This window comes from Novosphingobium beihaiense (genome assembly GCF_022832375.1).
Classification (GTDB): domain Bacteria; phylum Pseudomonadota; class Alphaproteobacteria; order Sphingomonadales; family Sphingomonadaceae; genus Novosphingobium; species Novosphingobium beihaiensis.
On the sequence record NZ_JALHLG010000013.1, the window covers coordinates 127,822 to 149,437 of the forward strand.

A 21,616-nucleotide genomic window follows, 5' to 3' on the forward strand; every position below is an offset into this window, starting at 1 on the left:
TTCGGCGGGTTCCGCGCTCTCCAATGAAACCGACCCGGCACGACAATGGCCGTACCGGGTCATCCTCTCCTCCCTGCATAACTTCCATCAGCAGGCTGGAGTGGCCTCTAAGGAAACGTATGTGTTACGTCAACCCAAAATTACGAAATAAAATATCTTCAACGGCGCTTTTGTCGAAACTTTGAAATTCGATACGAGACCATTCTTTCGGGGGCTGGTGGCGCAGCCAGGTATATTGACGCTTCGCATAATTGCGCGTGGCCTGTGATCCGCGCACGATGGCATCGTCCAGAGACCACGATCCGGCAACGACTCCGGCAAGTTCGGGAACGCCGATGGCGCGCATCACCGGCAGGGCGGGATCGAGTCGGCGCGCCAGCAGCGTTTCGACTTCCGCCATGGCGCCGCGCTCGATCATGCGGGCAAAGCGCAAGTCGCAGCGGGCATAGAGTGCCTGCCGCTCGGGCAGCAGGATGGCCGGGAAGAGCGTGACGTCATGGCCGATGCCGCCGCTGGTCAGCGCCTGCCAGTGGGCGAGCGGTTTGCCGGTCGAGCGCACGACTTCCAGCGCACGGGCGATGCGGGTGGTGTCCGCCGGGGCAAGGCGGGCGGCGCGTTCGGGGTCTTCGGCCTGCAAGGCGGCATAGGCCTGCTCCACCGGCAGCGCGCGCACCTCTTCGCGCACGTGGGGGGCTATCGGCGGCACAGGGGCGATGCCGTCGAGCAGGGTGCGGATGTAGAGGCCAGTGCCGCCCACCAGAACCGGCACCGCGCCTTGGGCATGCACATCGGCGATCGTCTCACGTGCGGCGCGGGCCCAGTCGGCGGCGGAGCACCCCTGCGCGCCGTCCCAGGCGCCGAACAGGCGGTGCTCGATCCCGCCCATTTCCTCTTCGGTGGGCCGCGCGCTCAGCACGGTGAGATCGGCATAGACCTGCGAGCTGTCGGCATTGACGACGATGGCGCGCCGCCCGCGCCGTTCCAGCTCCTGTGCCAGTGCCACGGCACAATCGCTCTTGCCGCTGGCGGTTGGCCCTGCAATGAGCGCCAGCGGCGGCCGGTCTCCGGCTTCGATGTCATATGGCGTATCAAGGGAATTCGCAGTGCTCATAGCCCGGCTGATAGCAGAACCGGATCATCTTTCGACCAGACTCGATGCCGCAAAGGCCGATCTGGCCCGATCGGGCGTGCGGATCGCCTCGGCCTCGATGCTCGATTTCTGCGGACAGACGATGGAAATCGATACGCCCGACGACGATGCCGCCGCGCTGCGTGCCGGGCTGGATGCGCATTTCGTCCCCAGCGACGGCCTTGTTTGCCGCGCGGAGCCGGTGGTGCCCCGCGTGTTCATCTCCGACATGGATTCGACCATGATCGGCCAGGAATGCATCGACGAACTGGCCGATTTCGCCGGGCTGAAAGAGCGCATCGCCGCGATCACCGAACGCGCGATGCAGGGCGAACTCGATTTCGAACAGGCGCTGCGCGAGCGGGTAGGGCTGCTGGAAGGGCTTTCCGTCGAGGCTATCGGCGAATGTCTGGCAGGGCGCATCCGGCCCATGCCGGGGGCGAAAGTGCTGGTGGAAACGCTCAAGAAGCTGGGCTGCCGCACGGTTCTGGTGACGGGCGGTTTCCATCATTTCGCCGATCCGGTGGCCGAGCAACTGGGGTTCGAGCATGTCGTCGGCAACCGTCTCGGCGTGGCCGGGGGCAAGCTGACGGGCGGTCTGGCCGGGCCGGTGGTGGACAGTTCGGTGAAGAAAGCCACGCTGCTGGCGGAAATCGCCGCCGCCGGGGAGGGCGCCACCAGCCTCGCCACCGGCGATGGCGCCAACGATATCCCGATGCTGGAAGCCGCCACTTACGGCATCGCCTACCGGGCCAAGCCCAAAGCCCGCGCGGCCGCGAACGGCTGGATCGACCGGGGCGACCTGACGAGCGTGCTCAGGCTGCTGGGCGTGCCCGAGAAGGACTGGGTACGGGAATAACCCCTCCGTCAAGCCCTGCGGGCTGCCACCTCCCCATCGCTGCGCGACAGGGAGGAGTTTTAACTTCCCCGATCCTGCCTGTTTTGCGTAGCAAAACGGGGAGGGGGAGTTTTCATGCCGCCACCGATTCAGACAGTGCGGAAGGCCCGGCGTCTTCGGCGGGAACTGACGCTGCCCGAAGTGCTGGTGTGGCAGGGGTTGCGCAAGGCACCGGTGGGGATCAAGTTCCGGCGGCAGCATCCGGTGGGGCCGTTCGTGCTCGATTTTTACTGTCCGTCGGTGAAAGCGGGAATCGAGATCGACGGTGTTGCGCACGATATGGGGCGCAATCCCCAAAGGGACGCTGAGCGCGATGCTTGGCTACGGGAAAGAGGGATCAGGACGATCCGGATTCCGGCCAGAGACGTGCTGCGTGACGTAGATGGCGTGGTGGCCGCAATCGTTGTAGCTTGCCGGGAGCGTTGAAACCCCTCCGTCATTCGCTGCGCGAATGCCACCTCCCCATTTTGCCTTGCAAAACAGGGAGGAGCTATCGTTGTGCAATCCTCCCTGTCGCGTAGCGATGGGGAGGGGGACCGCCCGCGAAGCGGGTGGTGGAGGGGTTAGCCCTCCATCCAGTCCCGGAAGAACGCCTCGTTCGCTTCCTTCAGCGCAGCGATTTCCACGCCCGCCACAGTGGTTCCACCCACCGTGCCGATTTTCACCGCGCCCGGCAACTGCGTGCCCGCAGGCGCCGTGACCACGTACCGGCTCTGGTCCTCGCCGAAAGCCTCCGCCGTCGTCAGCGCGGTGTCGAACGTGCAGCCCTTGCCGCCCGCCAGCGCCATTTCGGCCAGGGCTACCAGCAGGCCGCCGTCGCTCACGTCATGGACGGCGGTGACTTTGCCTTCGCCGATCCAGCCGCGCACGGTGGCGCCATGGGCCGCTTCGGCCTTGAGATCCACGGCCGGGGCATTGCCCGCCTCGCGGCCCGCGATGGTGCGCAGCCAGAGCGACTGGCCCAGATGCGTGCCGCTGCCGCCGAGCAGGAATACCTCGTCGCCCTCGGTCTTGAAGGCAATCGTCGCCATCTTGCCGTGATCGGCCAGCAGGCCGACGCCGCCGATGGCAGGCGTGGGCAGGATCGCCGAACCGCCGCCGGTCGCTTTCGATTCGTTGTAGAGCGAGACGTTGCCGGAGACGATCGGATAGTCGAGCGCGCGGCAGGCATCGCCCATGCCGGTGAGGCAGCCGACGATCTGCGCCATGATCTGCGGGCGCTGCGGGTTGGCGAAGTTGAGGCAATTGGTGATCGCCAGCGGCAGGCCGCCGACCGCGCTGATATTGCGGTAGGTCTCGGCCACCGCCTGCTTGCCGCCTTCGTAGGGATCGGCGTAGCAGTAGCGCGGCGAGCAGTCGGTGCTGATCGCCAGCGCTTTTTGCGTGCCGTGGACGCGCACGACGGCCGCATCGCCGCCGGATTTCTGCATCGTGTCGGCGCCGACCTGGCTGTCGTACTGTTCCCAGATCCACTTGCGCGAGGCGAGGTCCGCGCTGCCCATCAGCGTGAGCAGGTCGGCGCCGATATCGGTGCTCTCGGGCACATCGCCCAGCGCCGGGACGGCGGCCCAGGCCTTGTATTCGTCCTGCGAGATATAGGGGCGCTGGTATTCGGGGGCATCGTCGGCCAGCGGGCCGAGCGGGATGTCGCAGACCACTTCGCCGTCGAACTCCAGCACCATGTGGCCGGTGTCGGTCACTTCGCCGATGACCGCGAAGTCCAGCTCCCACTTCTTGAAGATCGCCTCGGCCATGGCTTCCTTGCCGGGCTTCAGCACCATCAGCATGCGCTCCTGCGATTCGGAGAGCATCATTTCGTAAGGCGTCATCGCCTCTTCGCGGCAGGGCACCTTGTTCATGTCGAGCCGGATGCCCGCACCGCCCTTGCTGGCCATTTCGACCGAAGAGGAGGTGAGGCCCGCCGCGCCCATGTCCTGAATGGCGACGATCGCGTCGGTCGCCATCAGTTCGAGGCAGGCTTCGATCAGCAGTTTTTCGGTGAAGGGGTCGCCCACTTGCACGGTGGGGCGCTTTTCGTCCGAATTCTCGTCGAAATCGGCGCTCGCCATCGTGGCGCCGTGGATGCCGTCGCGCCCGGTCTTGGAGCCGACATAGACGATCGGATTGCCAAGGCCCGTGGCGGCGCAGTAGAAGATCTTGTCGGTCTCGGCCACGCCCACCGTCATCGCGTTGACGAGGATGTTGCCGTCGTAAGCCTTGTGGAAGTTGGTTTCGCCGCCCACCGTCGGCACGCCCACGCAGTTGCCGTAGCCGCCGATACCTGCGACCACGCCCTGCACCAGATGCTTCATCTTGGGGTGCGAAGGATCGCCGAAGCGCAGCGCGTTCATGTTCGCGACCGGGCGTGCGCCCATGGTGAAGACGTCGCGCAGGATGCCGCCCACGCCGGTCGCCGCGCCCTGATAGGGCTCGATGTAGCTGGGGTGGTTGTGGCTTTCCATCTTGAAGATGGCGGCCTGCCCGTCGCCGATATCGATCACGCCCGCGTTCTCGCCGGGGCCGCAGATCACCCAGGGCGCCTCGGTCGGGAGCTGCTTGAGGTGGAAACGGCTCGATTTGTAGGAGCAATGCTCCGACCACATGACCGAGAAGATGCCCAGTTCCACCAGATTGGGCTCGCGGCCCAGGGCATGGAGCACGCGCTCGTATTCTTCGGGGCTGAGGCCATGCGCCTCGACGACGTCAGGGGTGATTCCGCTCATGGCTTGGCGCCTTAGCTCCGTCCTTCCGTGTAGGCTAGTCTGCTGCGGCGTGTTCGTGCGATCATCCGGAATTATGGGGCATCCGGGAATTCTCGGCTCCCACCTTGACCCTGCGCGGCGGGGCGGCCATTGCTGCGGCATGACCGGAGAGACCGAAGAGATTGCGGAACTGAGCTTCGAGGATGCTCTGCGCGCGCTGGAAACCATCGTGCGGCAGCTGGAAAGCGGCGATGTGCCGCTGGAGGATTCGATCTCGCTTTACGAAAAGGGCGAAAAGCTGCGTCAGCATTGCCAGAAACGGCTCGATGCGGCGCAGGCGCGGATCGAGCGGATCGTTACCGGGCCGGACGGCGCGGCCGCGGGCACGCAGCCGTTCGATGCGCCGGACCGCTGAGCCATGGGCGCTGCGGGCGTGACCGATCCGGTGCTGACCGAGGGCCTGGCCCGCATCGCCAGCGAGATCGATCGCGCTTTCGATGCACTGCTGCCGGTTCCCGGCGATGCCCGCGCGACTTTGTTCGAGGCGATGCGCTATGCCGCGATCGGCGGCGGCAAACGGCTGCGCCCGCTGCTGCTGACGGCGGTTGCGGACATGTATGGCGTGCAGCGCGAAGCGGCGGTGCGGGCTGGCATCGCGCTTGAGGCGATCCACGTCTATTCGCTGATCCATGACGATCTGCCGTGCATGGACGACGATGCCATGCGCCATGGCAAGCCGACGGTGCACAAGGCCTACGACGAGGCGACGGCCGTGCTGGCGGGCGATTCGCTCCACGCCTTCGCGTTCGAGGTGCTGTCCGATCCGGCGACGAGCGCCGATCCCTTCACGCGGATCGAGCTGGTGCAGACGCTGGGGCAGGCCAGCGGCGCGCGCGGCATGGCAGGCGGGCAAATGATGGATCTGGTGGCCGAAACGCGCGAGTTCGATCTGCAGACCGTCACCCGCTTGCAACAGCTCAAGACCGGCGCTCTGCTCGGCGCGGCGGTGGAGATGGGCGCGATCCTCGGCCGCGTCGCGCCCGAGGGGCGCACGCATTTGCGCGGTTACGCACGCGATATCGGCCTGGCTTTCCAGATTGCGGACGATCTGATCGACCATGAAGGTGACGCCGCTGTGGCCGGAAAGGCCGTGGGCAAGGACGCCATCGCGGGCAAGCAGACCTTTGTTTCGCTGCTGGGGCCGGAGCGGGCGCGCGAACAGGCGCGGATGCTGGTGGATCAGGCGGTGGAGCATCTGGCCCAGCACGGCCGCGAAGCCGATCTCCTGCGCGCGGTGGCGCGCTATATCGTCGAGAGGGACCATTGATGGCTGAGAACGCCCGCATCGGTGTCTATCCGGGCACGTTCGATCCGATCACGCTTGGCCATGCCGATATCATCCGGCGCGGCGCCAAGCTGGTGGACAAGCTGATTATCGGCGTCACCACCAATATGTCGAAAAGCCCGCTGTTCACGCCGGAAGAGCGGATGTCCATGGTCGAGCGCGAAGTGGCGGCGATGGGCATCGGCAATGTCGAGGTGGTGGGGTTCAACGCGCTGCTGATGAAGTTCGCGCAGAAGCAGGGCGCAACCGTGATCGTGCGCGGCCTGCGGGCCGTGGCGGACTTCGAGTACGAATATCAGATGGCGGGGATGAACCAGCAGCTCAATCCCAATATCGAGACCGTATTCCTGATGGCGGACGTCAGCCTGCAGCCGATCGCGTCCAAGCTGGTCAAGGAAATCGCCATGTTCGGCGGTGAAATCACCAAGTTCGTCAGCCCCGCGGTGCGCGAGGATGTTGTCGCGCGCATTGCCGCCAATGGCCTTCAGGGAGACTACTGAAAGGCGGCCCTGCCAAATCATTCATTGTGCCGACAGCGGCCGGGCTCTATCCGCCTTGCCATGATCGGACCCTGCTTGTGAGTATTCGATGAAGTTTCGCCTGCCTCTGACTGCCTTGCTGATGGGCGTTGCGCTCGTTGCCAATCCTGCGCTTGCGCGGAAGAAGGAACCGGTCACGCCGGCTCCCGCCGCATTGCCGACGTTCACCGATCCCGATCCCACGCACGATCCGGACGATGTGCTCTATCTCGATCTGTCCGATGGCGGGCGCGTCGGCATCCGTCTGATGCCCAAGTGGGCGCCGCACCATGTCGAGCGGATCAAGACGCTGACGAAGGAAGGCTTCTACAACGGCCAGATCTTTCACCGCGTGATCGACGGCTTCATGGCGCAGACCGGCGACCCCACGGGCACCGGGCAGGGCGGTTCGGACCTTCCGGACCTCAAGGAGGAATTCAATTCGATGCCGCATTTGCGCGGCACCGTCTCGATGGCGCGTACCAACGATCCCGACAGCGCCAACAGCCAGTTCTTCATCGTCTTCTACCCGCGCTTCGCGCTGGACCGGAAGTACACTGTGTTCGGCCGTGTGATCTCGGGCATGCAGTACGTGGACAAGATCCACCGCGGCGAACCGCCCCAGGACCCGACGAAGATCATTCAGGCCTCGCTGGCCTCGCAGCATCTGCCGCCGCCCGATTTCGCGGCCTTGAAGGCCGATCCCGCTTCGATCACGCCGGATCAGTTGAGCAATTCGACGTCCGATTGATTCTTCGGCAGGCTCTGCGTGAGCAGGTGCGGCGTCATCGCATGCTTGCCGCAGCGCGCCTGCTCGTCTAGCCCGCCGCGCCATGCGTGTTGACCTGTTCGATTTCGACCTGCCGCCCGAGCGGATAGCCCTGCGTCCGGCCAAGCCGCGCGATGCGGCGCGGATGCTCGTGGTGGATGGCGAGTCGCCTTTTGCCGACCGCCATGTGCACGATCTGCCCGATCTGCTGCGCAAGGGCGATGTGCTTGTGTTCAACGATACTCGCGTGATTCCCGCTCAGCTCGAAGGCACGCGCGGCGAAGCGCGGATCGGGGCGACGCTGCACAAGCGCATCGATCTCAGGCGCTGGCAGGCCTTTGTACGCAATGCCAAGCGCCTGAAACCGGGCGATCAGGTCGCCTTTCCCGCAGACGTGACCGCTATCGCCGAGAACCGGCATGAGGATGGCAGCTGGACGCTGGCCTTCGAAGGCGAGGAGCCGGTCGAAGTGCTGCTCGAACGCGCCGGGCGCATGCCGTTGCCGCCCTATATCGCGGGCAAGCGCGAAACCGACGCGGCTGACGCCAGCGATTACCAGACCATGTTCGCGCGCGAGAAAGGGGCGGTTGCAGCTCCTACTGCGGCGCTGCATTTCACGCCGGGGCTGGTCGAACGGCTCGATGCCGCTGCCATCGCGCGGGAAACGCTGACGCTGCATGTCGGCGCGGGCACGTTCCTGCCGGTCAAGGCGGAGGATACCGAAGAGCACCGCATGCACGCGGAATGGGGCCGGATCGATGCCGAAACCGCCGATCGCCTGAACGCGGCACGGGCGGGCGGAGGCCGCCTCATCGCAGTGGGCACCACCTCGCTGCGTCTGCTGGAAAGCGCGGCAGGCGAGGATGGCGTGATCCGCCCGTTCGAAGGCGATACGTCGATCTTCATCACCCCCGGCTACCGCTTCAAGGCCATCGACGGGCTGATGACCAACTTCCACTTGCCCAAGTCCACGCTGTTCATGCTGGTTTCGGCACTGATGGGGCGCGAGCGGATGCAGGCGGTCTATGCCCGCGCGATCGCCACCGAATACCGGTTTTACTCCTACGGCGATTCCAGCTTGCTGCTTCCGTAGTTCTTCTTTTTGCAAAGGGTCTTGGAACCGTCGCCTTGCTCGCGCATCTAGGGGCGATGCAAACCATTCTCGAAATCAGTGGCCTGACGAAAACCTACGCAGGCGGCTTCACCGCGCTTAAGGGCGTGGACCTTTCCATCAACAAGGGCGAGATCTTCGCGCTTCTGGGGCCCAACGGCGCGGGCAAGACGACGCTGATCGGTGCGGTCTGCGGCCTCGTGCGGCCGACATCGGGTACGATCAACGCCTTCGGCGAGGACATGGCCCGCAACTGGCGGCGGCTCCGGGCCCGGGTCGGTCTGGTGCCGCAGGAACTGGCGACCGATATGTTCGAGCGCGTGCAGCACGCTGTTGGTCATTCGCGCGGCCTGTTCGGCCTGCCGCCCGATCCGGCGCGGGTCGAGGAAATCCTGCGCGCGCTCAGCCTGTGGGACAAGCGCGATGCGCAGATCCGCACGCTGTCGGGCGGCATGAAGCGCCGTGTGTTGATTGCGAAGGCGCTGGCGCACGATCCCGAACTGCTGTTCCTCGACGAGCCGACCGCGGGCGTCGATGTCGAGCTGCGGCGCGACATGTGGCGCCAGATCGAGCTGCTGCGCGAGCGGGGCACCACGATCATCCTGACCACCCACTATCTGGAAGAGGCCGAAGAAATGGCCGACCGCGTGGGCATCATCAACAAGGGCGAAATTCTCATGGTCGATGGCAAGAAGGCGATGATGGAACGCCTGGGCCGGACCGAGGCGTTGATCACGCTGGCGCAGCCGCTGGATACCGTCCCCGAAGTGCTCTCGGCCTTTCCGGTCTCGCTGACGGAGGAAGGCCGCGTGCTGTGCTATCGCGGCGGCGGCGGGGAGGGCGATATCGGCGGCACCACCGAAGTCGCGGAGCTGACCAAGGCGCTGACCCGCTCCGGCATCGATTACACCGCCATCGATATCCACGAATCGAGCCTTGAAGACATCTTCGTCGATCTTCTGGATGGAGGTGCAGCATGAGCCTGTTCAACGCCCGCAGTGCCTGGACCATCTACAAGCAGGAACTCATGCGCGCGTTCCGCACCGCCATGCAGTCGATCCTGGCGCCAGTGCTGACGACGACGCTTTACTTCGTGGTGTTCGGCGCGGCCATCGGCGGCCAGATGCAGGGCGGTATGGGCGGCGTGAATTACGGCGCCTTCATCGTTCCCGGCCTGTTGCTGCTGACCTTGCTGGGCGAAAGCACGTCCAACGCCAGTTTCGGCATCTACATGCCGCGCTTTACCGGCGCGATCTATGAATTGCTGTCGGCGCCCGTTGGCGTGGCGGAAACGCTCGCCGGTTTTGTCGGCGCGGCGGCGACGAAATCGCTGATTCTGGCCACGATCATTCTGGGCACCGCCAGCTTCTTTGTCGATTTCACGATTGCCCACCCGGTCTATGCTTTCGGCTATATCCTGCTGGTTTCGGCCAGTTTCTCGCTGTTTGGCTTTATCCTCGGCATTTGGGCGGACAGTTTCGAGAAGCTTTCGATCGTGCCAATGCTGATCCTGATGCCGCTGACGTTCCTGGGCGGCACGTTCTATTCGATCGACGTTTTGCCTGAACCTTGGCGCTCGGTGGCGATGGCCAATCCCGTCGTCTATCTGGTGAACGGGCTGCGCTGGACGTTCTATGGCAGTTCGGATGTGTCCATCGGAATTTCGCTGGGGCTCACGCTGTTTTTCCTCGCAATTTGCGTGACGCTTATCGCCTGGATCTTCCGGACCGGCTGGCGCTTGCGGACATGACGCGATAAATGCCCGGGCATGACGAAGCGCGTTCCTGTCCTTTCTATCCTGCCTTTGCTTGTAGCCGCGGCACCGGCCGCGGCGCAGGTTACGTCTGCCGGAGATACCGCCGCAGAACCGGCCGCCAGTGAAGCCGCCAATGAAGCTGCTAGTGAAGAGCTGATCCCGGCAGGCCCGCTGCGCGTGGATGCGCCGCCTTTCGTTGATCCGATTCCGTTCATCGAGGCGGAGCCGCCGCATCTGGCGAAACCGGTGCGCAAGTTGCTCGAAGCGGCGATGAAGACCGAGGATACCGATGCCGTGGCGGCGCTGGTGCGGTTTGCCCTGCAAACCAATCCCTATGACAAGGATGAGATCGACGAGCTCAACAACGCCTATCTCAACCGACACAAGCTGCTGATCGCGCGGCGGGCCGAAGCTAAGCGGGAAAAGATTCGCAGTTCCGGCGTGCTGGAGCTGTGGACTGGGCAGGTCGAGGCGGGCGCGTTCCGCTCGACCGGCAATACCAGCAATTTCGGGTTTACCGGCGCGGTAAAACTCGATCGCAAGGGGATTGACTGGGAGCATGCTATCCAGCTCAATGCTGATTATCAGAAGGATACCGGCACGGTCACGCGGGAGCAGTACGGGGCCAGCTACCAGCCGCGCTACACCTTGAACGACGGCATCTTCACCTATGGCCGCTTCCAGTACGAGAAGGACGAAATCCAGGGGTTTACCGACCGTTTCTCGGCCTCGGGAGGTTTCGGTTACAGGATCATCAACCGGCAGAACATGCACTTGTCCGTGGAAGCGGGGCCGGCCGTTCGCCGCACGAACTATGTCACCGATCCCAATGAGACGACCTGGTCCGCGCTGAGCTCGCTCGATTTCGACTGGCGGCTCAACGGTACGCTCAAGCTGACCCAGAATGCGTCGAGCTATGTCGGATCGGATGACAGCACGTTTACCTCGCAGACCGGAATCGAGGTGGGGATGGCAAGGGGGCTGAAGACGAAGCTGTCCTATTCGATCGAGCATGAAACCTCGCCGCCCGCAGGAGCGCTCAAGACGGATACGATTTCGCGCTTCTCGCTGGTCTACGGCTTCTGATTTCTCTAACGGGCGGGGCATGACGACCCAGCATAACCCCCGTTTCGATTTCCAGATCCACGCAACCGATGGCAAGGCGCGTACCGGCGTGATCCGCATGCGGCGCGGCGAGATCCGCACGCCCGCTTTCATGCCGGTGGGCACCGCCGCAACGGTCAAGGCGATGAAACCGCAGGACGTGCGCGCCACAGGCGCCGATATCATCCTCGGCAATACCTATCACCTGATGCTGCGCCCCGGCGCGGAGCGGGTGGCGCGGCTGGGCGGGCTGCACAAGTTCATGAACTGGAACCGCCCGATCCTTACCGACAGCGGCGGCTATCAGGTCATGAGCCTGTCAGAGCTGCGCAAGATCACCGAGGAGGGCGTGACGTTCGCCAGCCATATCGACGGTTCGCGCCATCATCTGACGCCCGAACGCTCGATGGAAATCCAGCGTCTTCTGGGCTCGGACATCGTCATGTGTTTCGACGAATGCCCCAAGATCGATCAGCCCCGCGACGTGATTGCCCGCTCCATGGAAATGTCGATGCGCTGGGCGAAGCGCAGTCGCGAGGGTTTTGACAGCGGCGGCGCGCATGCGGCCAATTCGGCGCTGTTCGGCATCCAGCAGGGCGCGCTCGATGAGGGCCTGCGCAAGGCGTCCGCCGATGCGCTGGCGGATATCGGGTTTGACGGCTACGCGATCGGGGGCCTGGCGGTGGGCGAGGGGCAGGAGGCGATGTTCGCCACGCTCGATTTCGCGCCGGGGCAGCTTCCGGCGGACCGTCCGCGCTATCTGATGGGCGTGGGCAAGCCCGACGATCTCGTCGGCGCGGTGGAGCGCGGGGTGGACATGTTCGATTGCGTGCTGCCCACCCGCTCGGGCCGCAACGGGCAGGCTTTCACCTGGAACGGCCCGCTCAACATGCGCAATGCCCGCCATGCCGAAGATACCGGCCCGATCGACGAGCGCTGCACTTGCCCCACCTGTGGCACTTATTCGCGCGCCTATATCCATCACCTGATCCGTTCCGGCGAGATTCTGGGCGCGATGCTGCTGACCGAGCACAATATCTCGTTCTATCAGCAGCTCATGCAGGGCATGCGCGATGCGATTGGAGAAGGGCGTTTCGCGGCCTTTGCGGCGGATTTCCGGCGGGATTACCTGCGCACCTGATGTCCGCAACAGCCGTTTGGCTGGACTCTTGCTGCAATTGCGAAGAACCTTGCCGGATGAATGCTGCGCGCAATGATTCGGCGCGGCGCTGCCACAGGCCGGAGAGGTGCCGATGCCGACGATTGCGGTTGTCAGCCAGAAGGGTGGTTCGGGGAAAACGACGCTTGCGTTGCACCTCGCCACATGCGCGACTTACGATGGCCGCAAGAGCTGCGTGATCGACATGGACCCGCAGGCGACCGCTGCCGCGTGGGGAGACTGGCGCGGGGACTATCTGCCCGAAGTGATCACCTGTCCGCCAGTGCGTCTGGTCAGCACGATCCTGAAGGCCACGCGCGGCGGTTCGGAAATTCTGGTGATCGATACGCCGCCGCAAAGCGACATGGCCTCGCGCGAGGCCGCGCGCGCGGCGGACCTGATCCTGATTCCCACGCGCACGCGGGCTTTCGATCTTCATGCGCTGGAGGCGACGTCCGAGCTGGTGAAATATGCGCGCAAGCCTGCGTTCGTGCTGCTCAACGCCGTGCCCGCGCGGGCGACGCGGCTGCTGGAGGAGACGGCGGGCCTCGTCGGTGGGCATGGGCTGGAGGTCTGCCCGGTCCACTTCGGCGAGCGGGCGGCGTTTCACCGAGCATCGGCATCGGGCGAGGTGGCCTCCGAAGTCGAGCCCGAAGGCAAGGCCGCGGGCGAAGCCGATGCGCTGTGGGACTGGGTCAGTGAACGGCTGGGACTGGCGCCAGTTACGTAGCCGCGATCAGGCGGCGGCGGGAGAACTCTTGCCGCTGCGGATGATGGTTTCGAGAACCGTACCGACGTAGGCTACGAACTGGCCTGTGCGCGTATCGAGATAGCCTGCACCGATCTCGCAGGCATGGCGCTGGGCCGTCTCCAGATCGGGATACCACTTGCCGGTGCGCTTGGGCGTGATGAAACGATAGTTCTTCATGACGGGGCCCCAATGCCCCATTTCCGGGTCAGTTCCCTGACAGGCATCAATAATCGCGCAGAAAGTTTCTTCCGTGCGGCCGCATGAAAGCGGCGGCCATATGAAAAGAGTGGGCATACGAAAAGGGCGGCCCCGAAGGACCGCCCTTTCCTGAAATCCGTGAAGGATCCAAAATCAGCGCGAGTAGAACTCGACGACCAGATTCGGTTCCATCTTCACCGGGTAGGGCACTTCGTCGAGCGTGGGCACGCGAACGAAAGTCACCTTGTCGGTGCCGTCCTGCGCGACGTAGTCGGGGATCTCGCGCTCGGGCAGGGCCTGGGCTTCGATCACCAGCGCCATTTCCTTGGCCTTCTCGCCGAGGCTGATGACGTCACCGATCTTGATGCGGCGCGAGGCGATGTTGCACTTCACGCCGTTCACGCGGATGTGGCCGTGCGAAACGATCTGGCGGGCGGCGAAGATGGTCGGCGCGAACTTGGCGCGGTACACGACCATGTCGAGGCGCTGTTCGAGCAGGCCGATCAGGTTCTGGCCGGTGTCGCCCTTCATGGACGAGGCTTCCTGGTAGGTGCGCTTGAACTGCTTCTCAGTCACGTCGCCGTAGTAGCCCTTGAGCTTCTGCTTGGCGCGCAGCTGGATGCCGTAGTCCGAAAGCTTGCCCTTGCGGCGCTGGCCGTGCTGGCCCGGGCCGTAGCTGCGGCGGTTCACCGAGCTCTTGGGACGGCCCCAGATGTTCTCGCCCATGCGGCGGTCGAGTTTGTACTTGGCGCTCTTGCGCTTCGACATAAGTCGTCTTCCATTCTGCTTGCCGCGCTGCCACCGTGGCTGCGCGATCCCTAGTTTCCCGGGGCGCACCATCCGGCCCTATTTCGCCGGATGCGGCCGCCGCTTCACCGGGGTGCGGGGCCGAAGGAACGCGACTGCCGTAGCAGGCAGGCGTCCTGTGAAGGGGTGCCCCATACGGTGCGGGGCGCGAAAGTCAAGCCTGATCGCGCGGACGGCGGGCCTTTTCCAGTGCCGAGAGCACGCCGCGCATGGTGCGCACTTCCAGATGGTTCCACGCGGGTTTGGTGAGGAGATTGCGCAAGGTCAGCCGGTTGGCCGCCGCGCGGGTTTCGGGCCAGAAGTAGTTCTTGTCTTCCAGCAGGCGTTCGAAGTGGCCGATCAGGCCTTCCAGTTCTTCCTGCGGGGCAGGGGGGAGCAAGTCCTCCACGGTCGGCTGCGTCAGCCCGGCGTTCTTGCTCCATTCGTAAGCGCACAGGATCACCGCCTGCGCGAGGTTGAGCGAGGCGAATTCCGGGTTGATCGGCACTGTCAGGATCGCGCGGGCCACGGCCACGTCCTCGGTTTCCAGCCCGGAGCGTTCGGGGCCGAAGACGTAAGCCGAGCGGGAGCCGGTGCTTTGGCTGGCGGCATGAATCTCGCGTGCGGCTTCTTCGGGCGTGACCACGGGCTTGGTGACGCCACGCTTGCGCACGGTGGCCGCATAGACATGGGCGCAGTCCGCGACGGCTTCGGCGAGCGTCTCGAAGACTTGCGCCTTTTCCAGCACTTCGTCCGCCCCGGCTGCTGCCGGACCGGCGGAAGGATTGGGCCAGCCGTCGCGCGGGGTGACGAGGCGCATTTCGGTGAGCCCGAAATTGAGCATGGCCCGCGCGGCCTTGCCGATGTTCTCGCCCAGCTGCGGGCGGACGAGGACGATGACGGGGGCAAGCTCAGGCCCGGAATCAGGCATTGTCCGTGCCCCTTCCGGCCACGTCCCGCACGGTTCCTGCAAATTCCTCGAAGTCCTTCGCTTCGTTGAACGAACGGTAGACGCTGGCGAAGCGGATATAGGCGACGGAATCGAGCACGCGCAGGCCGTCCATCACCATCTCGCCGATCGCGAGCGAGGAGATCTCGGCCTCGCCGCTGGTTTCGACCTGGCGCTGCACGCCGGAGACGAGCTGGTCGATCTTCTCGCGGTCGATCCCGCGCTTGCGGCAGGCGAGCGTGACCGACTGTTCGAGCTTCGAACGGTCGAACGGCTCGCGGGCATCGTTGCTTTTCACCACGGTCACTTCGCGCAGCTGGATGCGCTCGAAGGTGGTGAAGCGGGCGCCGCAGCTCGAACACTGGCGCCGCCGCCGGATCGCGGTGTTATCCTCGGTCGGGCGGCTATCCTTAACCTGCGTGTCGTCGTTGGCGCAGAACGGGCAGCGCATTCAGGCAATCGCTCTCTTGGGTCTTGGCGCGCTCAGTCCGGCCGGACGCGCTTGTAGAATTTGTAGCCGGCCCCGGCCGCAAGGCCGAGACCGACGGAAACGAACGGCACCATGGCGCCGGCAACCGCCCCCAGCGCGCCCCAGACGAGCACCGGCCTGGTCGAGGGATGATCGAGACCATCCCTCAGCATTCCGGAGAGTTCCTGGCGGGCATCGTAGACGAAATCGCCAGTGTCGTTGGGGCGGCGGGGATCGGTCATATTAGTCCTCGTAGATCGGGAACCTGTCGCAAAGCGCTTCAACACGGCTGCGCACGTTCTGTTCCACTTGCGCGTCACCGGCTTCGCCGCACTTGGCAAGGCCGTCCAGCACATCGGCGACCATATTGCCGATCTCGCGGAATTCCTCCGGGCCGAAACCGCGCGTGGTACCTGCGGGCGAGCCGACGCGGATGCCGCTGGTCTTCATCGGCGGCAGCGGGTCGAACGGGATACCGTTCTTGTTGCAAGTGATGCCCGCGCGCTCCAGCGCCTCGTCGGCATCCTTGCCGGTCACGCCCAGCGGCGAGAGGTCGATCAGCGCGAGGTGCGTGTCGGTGCCGCCCGAGACGATCGCGGCGCCTCGTTCCTTGAGCGTGTCGGCCAGAACCTTGGCGTTTTCGATCACGCGCGCGGCGTAGTCCTTGAACTCGGGGCGCAGCGCTTCGCCGAAGGCGACGGCCTTGGCCGCCACCACATGCATCAGCGGGCCGCCCTGCAGGCCGGGGAACACCGCCGAGTTGATCTTCTTGGCCAGCGCCTCGTCATTGGTGAGGATCATGCCGCCACGGGGGCCGCGCAGCGTCTTGTGCGTGGTGGTGGTGGCGATGTGCGCGTGCGGGAAGGGCGAGGGGTGCAGGCCGGCGGCCACAAGCCCGGCGAAGTGCGCCATGTCGACCTGGAACAGCGCGCCCACGCTGTCGGCGATTTCGCGCATGCGCTTGAAATCGATCACACGCGGATAGGCCGAGCCGCCCGCGATGATCAGCTTGGGGTTATGCTCCTTGGCCAGCGCCTCGACCTGATCGTAATCGATCAGATGGGTGTCCTTGGTCACGCCGTACTGCACGGCGTTGAACCACTTGCCCGACATCGCGGCGCGCGCGCCGTGGGTAAGGTGGCCGCCGGCATCGAGGCTCATGCCCATGATGGTCTCGCCCGGCTTCACCGTGGCGAGCAGCACCGCGCCGTTGGCCTGGGCGCCCGAGTGGGGCTGCACATTGGCGAATTCGCAGCCGAACAGTTCCTTGGCACGCTCAATGGCCAGCGATTCCACTTCGTCGGACGGTTCGCAGCCCTGATAGTAGCGTTTGCCGGGATAGCCCTCGGCGTACTTGTTGGTGAGCACCGAGCCCTGCGCTTCGAGCACGGCCTTGGAAACGATGTTTTCCGAGGCGATCAGCTCGATCTGCTTGCGCTCGCGCTTCATCTCGTGGCCGATGGCGGCCGCGACGGCGGGGTCGCTCGCCGCAATCGTATCGGTGAAGAAGCCGGGGGAACGGATGGCGGTTTCGACTGTCATGTTCTGGGGACCTCTTCGGATCAAAGGGCAGGGGTGGAGAGCTTTTCGACGCGTCCGGCATGGCGGCCGCCGCCGAATTCGGTCGAAAGGAAAGCGTCGAGGCAGGCCTTGGCCATGTCGATCCCGGTCAGGCGCGCGCCCATGGCAATGCAGTTGGCATCGTTGTGTTCGCGGGCCAGCGCCGCCGAAAGCGGCTCGGACACGAGCGCGCAGCGGCAGGCGGGATTGCGGTTGACGGCGATCGAGATGCCGATGCCCGATCCGCACAGCGCCACGCCATATTCGGCCGTGCCGTCGGCGACGACCGAGGCGAGCTTGTAGCCGTAATCGGGATAGTCGACGCGGTCTGCGGTTTCGGGGCCGAGATCGGCGACTTCGTGGCCGAGCTCGATGAGATATTCGCGCAGTTCGGCCTTGAGGGCGACGGCGGCGTGATCGGATGCGATGGCAATGCGCATGGGAGAGGTTGCCTGTCCTTCTGCGGGGGTAGGATTCGTTCGCGTTCCCCTTAGTCGTGACTTGGTCGCAAAGCGAGTCCCGGAAGGGCGCTATCCGGCGGCTTTGGCGGGGAAGGGCGGGCGGCCGGCGAATTTCAGGAAGTTTGTCCAAAGGCGCCACGGCGAGCTTATGGGAAGGCGCGCGTTTTCAAACACTTGCTCTTGCGGCTTTTTTATACCGCGAAAGCACGCGTTTTTCCCGCGTTTTCAGGGTGGAATATACGGTTCAAGGAGCGGGCAGGCCAGTGCCGCGCGCAGTGTGACGGATGCAGGCGATGTAGGAAAACGGTCTGTGCCAGCGGGAACTGCATAAAACGTGGGAATTGCGTAAAACAACGCAAGCCAAATGGACACAAGCCATGTATAGGGCCGCGCAAACGTTTGACGGACCGGCTTCCACGTGGTGCCCATCCGCGAACATGTTTCCGTGTAAAATGTCCTCCCCCTGCGAGCTGCCGCCGGCGGCTTTCGATTTGATTTGCGAGTTCTATGCCCTTTTCCAAACTTCCGCCGGTTCTGGCCGATGCCTTGTCCGAACGCGGCTATGCCGCCCCCACGCCGGTGCAGGCCGCTGTTCTCGAAAGCGAGGCCGAAGGGCGCGATCTGATCGTTTCCGCGCAGACCGGATCGGGCAAGACGGTGGCGTTCGGCCTTGCCATGGCCGGAGACCTGCTCGGCGATGACGGGCGCATAGCGCCGGGTCTTTCGCCGCTGGCGCTGGTGATCGCGCCGACGCGCGAACTGGCGCTGCAGGTGAGCCGTGAGCTGATCTGGCTTTACGGCAAGTCCGGCGCGCGCATTGCGACCTGCGTGGGCGGCATGGACGCCGGGCGCGAACGGCGCACGCTGAGCCACGGCGCGCAGATCGTGGTGGGCACGCCCGGCCGCCTGCGCGATCACCTCGAACGCGGGGCGCTCGATCTGTCGTCGCTGCGCGCGGCGGTGCTCGACGAGGCGGACGAAATGCTCGACATGGGCTTCCGCGAGGATCTGGAAGAGATCCTCGATGCCACCCCGCCCGAGCGCCGCACGCTGCTCTTCTCCGCGACGATGCCCGCGCCGATCGCCGCGCTGGCCCGGCGTTATCAGCGTAATGCGCTGCATATTTCGACAATGACCGAGCAGCGCGGCCATGGCGATATCGCCTATCAGGCGATGGCGGTGGCGCCTGCGGACATCGAACATGCCGTGGTCAATCTGCTGCGTTTCCACGAAGCCGATACCGCGATGCTGTTCTGCGCTACGCGCGAGGCGGTGCGCCGGCTCCATGCCAGCCTGGTGGAGCGCGGCTTCACCGCCGTCGCCCTTTCTGGCGAGCATAGCCAGAACGAGCGCAACCACGCGCTGCAGGCCCTGCGCGACCGCCGCGCGCGCGTCTGCGTGGCGACCGACGTGGCCGCGCGCGGCATCGACCTGCCCACGCTCAGCCTTGTCGTCCATGTCGAGATTCCGCGCGATGCGGAGACGCTGCAGCACCGTTCGGGTCGCACCGGCCGCGCAGGGCGCAAGGGCACGGCAGTGCTGATCGTGCCCTATCCGCGCCGCCGCCGGGTGGAATCGATGCTGCGCGGCGCGCGCATTCAGGCCGAATGGACCTCGCCGCCTTCGGTCGAGGACATTCGCGAGGCGGACAGCGAGCGGCTGATGACCGCGCTGCTGGCACCGGTCGAATTCAGCGAGCAGGATCAGGCACTGGCCGCGCGCCTGCTGGAGCAGCGCAGCGCGCAGGATATTGCCGCCGCGCTTGTCCACGCCCACCGCGCGCGCATGCCCGAACCGGAAGAGCTGCTTGCCAGCGACGCGCCGCAGGCGCCGCGCGGCCCGCGTCCCGGCTTCGAGGATACCAAGTGGTTCCGCCTCAACGTCGGGCGGCGCCAGAACGCCGACCCGCGCTGGATCCTGCCGCTGCTGTGCCGCCGCGGCCATGTCAGCCGGGGGGAAATCGGCGCGATCCGCATCGCCACGCACGAGACGCTGTTCGAAGTGCCGGCAGCGCTTGCCGCACGCTTTCAGGATGCCTTGCGGCGCACGGCCGATGCCGACGATGAAGTCGATATACAGCCTTTCGAAGGCAAGCCGCGCGAAGATGCCCGCCAGCGGCGCAAGGGTGGTTCGGGCCACGGTCCGAAGCCGTTCCGCAAGCACGGTCCCCGCCAGGACGGCGGCAAACCCGGTCCGCACGGGGAAGGGCGCAAAAAGGCCTGGGGACACAAGAAGCCCGGCCGCGGCAAGTAAGCCCAAGCGCTTCCCGGAATTGAAGTTCGCTGCATATTCGCCGCCCTGCCTTTGCGGGGCGGCGAATTTAGCGATGCAAACTTCGTCTCTTCTATACTGACCGGTGCTTTGGCAGCATTCCGGGCTGTCCAGGCCGTGCTTTCCGAAGCGGAGGGTGTGCGGTGCGGAGAGGGAGTCCGGCCGAACAGAGGCCGCGTGGAACACGCTCTGCATGAATAACAGAAATTGTTAATGTTATTTTGTCACGTCTGCTGAAGTTTATAGTATTATCAACGCGGTGGGAGGCCTTGTGAACATGCCGGATGAATTCTGTGGTATCTTGAGACTATGCAAAACGCGAAAAAGCTTGCGCGCAAGGGCAGTGCCTCCGGAGCATTGTCGCTGGGGCGGCGCAACAGGCAGGTAAAGAACCTCATCCTGCTTGGCGGGGTTGTTACTTGTGTATTTAGTTCGGCATGGGGCGTCAGTTACTTTATAGAGGGTGTATTCCCTCTATTTTTCATTAATTTGCTGTCCATTGTTGCAGGCCTGACATTCCTTGCTCTGGCTTTGCGCGATCATCTGCGGGCGGCCGCAATCGTCATGGGCCATGCGCTGGTGCTGACCGTTACGCTGGCGTGCCTGTGTGACGGTTCAGCCGACGGAATCCCCCGGTCCGTCCATATGAACTTGTTGCCGGTGGGGGCTGCCACGTTTCTGGTCTCCTACCGCGAGGGATGGTATCTGCACCGGGCTCTTCCCTTCACCATCCTACTGATATTTCTGACCTTTCAGCTCGATCTTTTGCCCTCACCCTGGCCGGGGCTGGCAGCGCCCGAGTCAAGCCGTGCGATCGGGGTCTGGGTAAACAACATCACCGGCACGCTGGGGGCCGGGATTGTCATGGCCATGATGCAATCGGGCATGAACGCCCGCAGGACGCTGGAAAACGACATGCGCCAGGCTGTTGCGCGCGGCGATTACTACGTCGATTACCAGCCGCAGGTCGATGCGTCGGGCCGCATTTTCGGTGCGGAAGCCCTGCTGCGCTGGGAGCATCCGGTCCGGGGCAATATCCCGCCGCAGGAGTTCATCCCTCTGGCCGAGGAAACCGGCCTTATCATCCCCATCGGCGAACGGGTGCTGCGCATAGCCTGCGCGCAACTGGCGCAATGGGCGGAAGAGCCGTTGACGGCGGGCCTGACCATCTCGGTCAATGTCAGCGCGTCGCAGTTCCTGCAGCCTGATTTCGTCCGGCATGTGGCCAGTATCGTCGCGTTGAGCGGGGCGGACCCATCGCGGCTCAAGCTGGAACTGACGGAAAGCGCGCTGGCCGACGATACCGATGCCATGATGGGCAAGATGCAGGCGCTGAAGGATCTGGGCATACGCTGGTCGCTGGACGATTTCGGAACCGGCTACTCGTCGCTGAGTTCGCTCAAGCGCCTGCCGCTGGACCAGTTGAAGATCGACAAGTCTTTCGTGTGCGATCTCCTAGCCGACGATCGCAGCAGGGCGATTGTCGATACCATCGTGCAGCTCAGCAGGAGCCTGGACCTTGCCGTGATTGCCGAAGGGGTTGAAACCGAGGAGCAGCGGCAGGCGCTGCAAGCGGCAGGTTGCTTTTCGTATCAGGGCTTTCTGTTCAGCAAGCCTTTGCCTGTTGAAGCGCTGGCGGGGCTCATCGTGCGGTCTTCTGCGGGCGTGCCAGCCTGATTT

23 protein-coding genes are annotated in these 21,616 nt (G+C 64.6%); 14 read left to right on the forward strand and 9 right to left on the reverse strand.

The genetic code is table 11. From position 1 onward, the window contains the following. Window positions 1-124: 124 nt before the first annotated feature. A complete protein-coding gene (miaA, locus tag MTR66_RS11225; RefSeq protein ID WP_243920972.1) occupies window positions 125-1,111 on the reverse strand; it encodes a tRNA (adenosine(37)-N6)-dimethylallyltransferase MiaA in 987 nt (328 codons plus the stop codon). Between miaA and serB the strand changes: the two genes are divergently transcribed. After that, window positions 1,104-1,988 (forward strand): phosphoserine phosphatase SerB, encoded by an 885-nt coding sequence (gene serB / locus MTR66_RS11230; protein ID WP_243920974.1) that lies wholly within the window; start codon window positions 1,104-1,106, stop codon window positions 1,986-1,988. The two genes, miaA and serB, sit on opposite strands and share 8 nt — an antisense overlap. Window positions 1,989-2,102: 114 nt before the next feature. After that, window positions 2,103-2,453: an endonuclease domain-containing protein gene (locus MTR66_RS11235; protein ID WP_243920977.1), complete on the forward strand. Its 351-nt coding sequence runs from the start codon at window positions 2,103-2,105 to the stop codon at window positions 2,451-2,453. A 137-nt stretch (window positions 2,454-2,590) separates the two neighbouring features. Here MTR66_RS11235 and purL read toward each other — a convergent pair whose 3' ends face one another. Further along, complete coding sequence (purL, locus tag MTR66_RS11240; RefSeq protein ID WP_243920980.1) at window positions 2,591-4,750, reverse strand: phosphoribosylformylglycinamidine synthase subunit PurL; 2,160 nt, start codon at window positions 4,748-4,750, stop codon at window positions 2,591-2,593. Window positions 4,751-4,889: 139 nt separating this feature from the next. Here purL and MTR66_RS11245 point away from each other — a divergent pair, with 139 nt between their 5' ends. The 10 genes from MTR66_RS11245 to MTR66_RS11290 all read left to right on the forward strand — a co-directional run bounded on the left by MTR66_RS11245 (window position 4,890) and on the right by MTR66_RS11290 (window position 13,221). Then, window positions 4,890-5,144, forward strand: coding sequence for an exodeoxyribonuclease VII small subunit (locus tag MTR66_RS11245; RefSeq protein WP_243920982.1), 255 nt, complete (start codon window positions 4,890-4,892; stop codon window positions 5,142-5,144). Window positions 5,145-5,147: 3 nt separating this feature from the next. After that, complete coding sequence (locus MTR66_RS11250) at window positions 5,148-6,056, forward strand: polyprenyl synthetase family protein (protein WP_243920984.1); 909 nt, start codon at window positions 5,148-5,150, stop codon at window positions 6,054-6,056. Further along, a complete protein-coding gene (gene coaD, locus MTR66_RS11255; protein WP_243920986.1) occupies window positions 6,056-6,574 on the forward strand; it encodes a pantetheine-phosphate adenylyltransferase in 519 nt (172 codons plus the stop codon). The genes MTR66_RS11250 and coaD overlap by 1 nt, the downstream gene beginning before the upstream one ends. Before the next feature lie 88 nt (window positions 6,575-6,662). Further along, a complete protein-coding gene (locus MTR66_RS11260; RefSeq protein WP_243920988.1) occupies window positions 6,663-7,343 on the forward strand; it encodes a peptidylprolyl isomerase in 681 nt (226 codons plus the stop codon). Between the two features lie 82 nt (window positions 7,344-7,425). Continuing rightward, window positions 7,426-8,454, forward strand: a complete 1,029-nt coding sequence (gene queA / locus MTR66_RS11265) for a tRNA preQ1(34) S-adenosylmethionine ribosyltransferase-isomerase QueA (protein WP_243920990.1) — start codon at window positions 7,426-7,428, stop codon at window positions 8,452-8,454. Window positions 8,455-8,510: 56 nt separating this feature from the next. Then, entirely contained in the window at window positions 8,511-9,452 is a 942-nt protein-coding gene (locus MTR66_RS11270) for an ABC transporter ATP-binding protein (protein ID WP_243920992.1), read from the forward strand. Continuing rightward, window positions 9,449-10,222, forward strand: coding sequence for an ABC transporter permease (locus tag MTR66_RS11275; protein ID WP_243920994.1), 774 nt, complete (start codon window positions 9,449-9,451; stop codon window positions 10,220-10,222). Before MTR66_RS11270 ends, MTR66_RS11275 begins: the two co-directional genes overlap by 4 nt. An 18-nt stretch (window positions 10,223-10,240) precedes the next feature. After that, window positions 10,241-11,314 (forward strand): DUF481 domain-containing protein, encoded by a 1,074-nt coding sequence (locus MTR66_RS11280; protein WP_243920996.1) that lies wholly within the window; start codon window positions 10,241-10,243, stop codon window positions 11,312-11,314. A 19-nt stretch (window positions 11,315-11,333) separates the two neighbouring features. Then, the gene (gene tgt, locus MTR66_RS11285) at window positions 11,334-12,473 is read left to right on the forward strand and encodes a tRNA guanosine(34) transglycosylase Tgt (protein WP_243920998.1); all 1,140 of its coding nucleotides are present in this window, start codon (window positions 11,334-11,336) and stop codon (window positions 12,471-12,473) included. Between the two features lie 112 nt (window positions 12,474-12,585). Continuing rightward, complete coding sequence (locus MTR66_RS11290; RefSeq protein WP_243921000.1) at window positions 12,586-13,221, forward strand: ParA family protein; 636 nt, start codon at window positions 12,586-12,588, stop codon at window positions 13,219-13,221. A gap of 6 nt (window positions 13,222-13,227) precedes the next feature. Here MTR66_RS11290 and MTR66_RS11295 read toward each other — a convergent pair whose 3' ends face one another. From MTR66_RS11295 to rpiB, 7 genes are all read right to left on the reverse strand, one after another. Beyond that, window positions 13,228-13,419, reverse strand: a complete 192-nt coding sequence (locus MTR66_RS11295; protein ID WP_243921002.1) for a hypothetical protein — start codon at window positions 13,417-13,419, stop codon at window positions 13,228-13,230. Between the two features lie 174 nt (window positions 13,420-13,593). Further along, window positions 13,594-14,208, reverse strand: coding sequence for a 30S ribosomal protein S4 (rpsD, locus tag MTR66_RS11300; protein ID WP_243921004.1), 615 nt, complete (start codon window positions 14,206-14,208; stop codon window positions 13,594-13,596). 193 nt (window positions 14,209-14,401) lie between these two features. Beyond that, the gene (locus MTR66_RS11305; RefSeq protein WP_243921006.1) at window positions 14,402-15,157 is read right to left on the reverse strand and encodes an RNA methyltransferase; all 756 of its coding nucleotides are present in this window, start codon (window positions 15,155-15,157) and stop codon (window positions 14,402-14,404) included. Beyond that, on the reverse strand, window positions 15,150-15,626 hold the full coding sequence (nrdR, locus tag MTR66_RS11310) for a transcriptional regulator NrdR (protein ID WP_243921008.1): 477 nt from the start codon (window positions 15,624-15,626) through the stop codon (window positions 15,150-15,152). Before nrdR ends, MTR66_RS11305 begins: the two co-directional genes overlap by 8 nt. A gap of 32 nt (window positions 15,627-15,658) precedes the next feature. Next, complete coding sequence (locus MTR66_RS11315; protein ID WP_243921010.1) at window positions 15,659-15,886, reverse strand: hypothetical protein; 228 nt, start codon at window positions 15,884-15,886, stop codon at window positions 15,659-15,661. A gap of 1 nt (window position 15,887) precedes the next feature. Then, window positions 15,888-17,186, reverse strand: a complete 1,299-nt coding sequence (gene glyA, locus MTR66_RS11320; RefSeq protein WP_268740450.1) for a serine hydroxymethyltransferase — start codon at window positions 17,184-17,186, stop codon at window positions 15,888-15,890. A 20-nt stretch (window positions 17,187-17,206) separates the two neighbouring features. Further along, window positions 17,207-17,644, reverse strand: coding sequence for a ribose 5-phosphate isomerase B (gene rpiB / locus MTR66_RS11325; RefSeq protein ID WP_243921012.1), 438 nt, complete (start codon window positions 17,642-17,644; stop codon window positions 17,207-17,209). 528 nt (window positions 17,645-18,172) lie between these two features. Here rpiB and MTR66_RS11330 point away from each other — a divergent pair. Beyond that, window positions 18,173-19,918: a DEAD/DEAH box helicase gene (locus MTR66_RS11330; RefSeq protein ID WP_243921014.1), complete on the forward strand. Its 1,746-nt coding sequence runs from the start codon at window positions 18,173-18,175 to the stop codon at window positions 19,916-19,918. 507 nt (window positions 19,919-20,425) lie between these two features. Beyond that, on the forward strand, window positions 20,426-21,613 hold the full coding sequence (locus MTR66_RS11335; RefSeq protein ID WP_243921016.1) for a putative bifunctional diguanylate cyclase/phosphodiesterase: 1,188 nt from the start codon (window positions 20,426-20,428) through the stop codon (window positions 21,611-21,613). The last annotated feature ends 3 nt before the right edge of the window (window positions 21,614-21,616 follow it).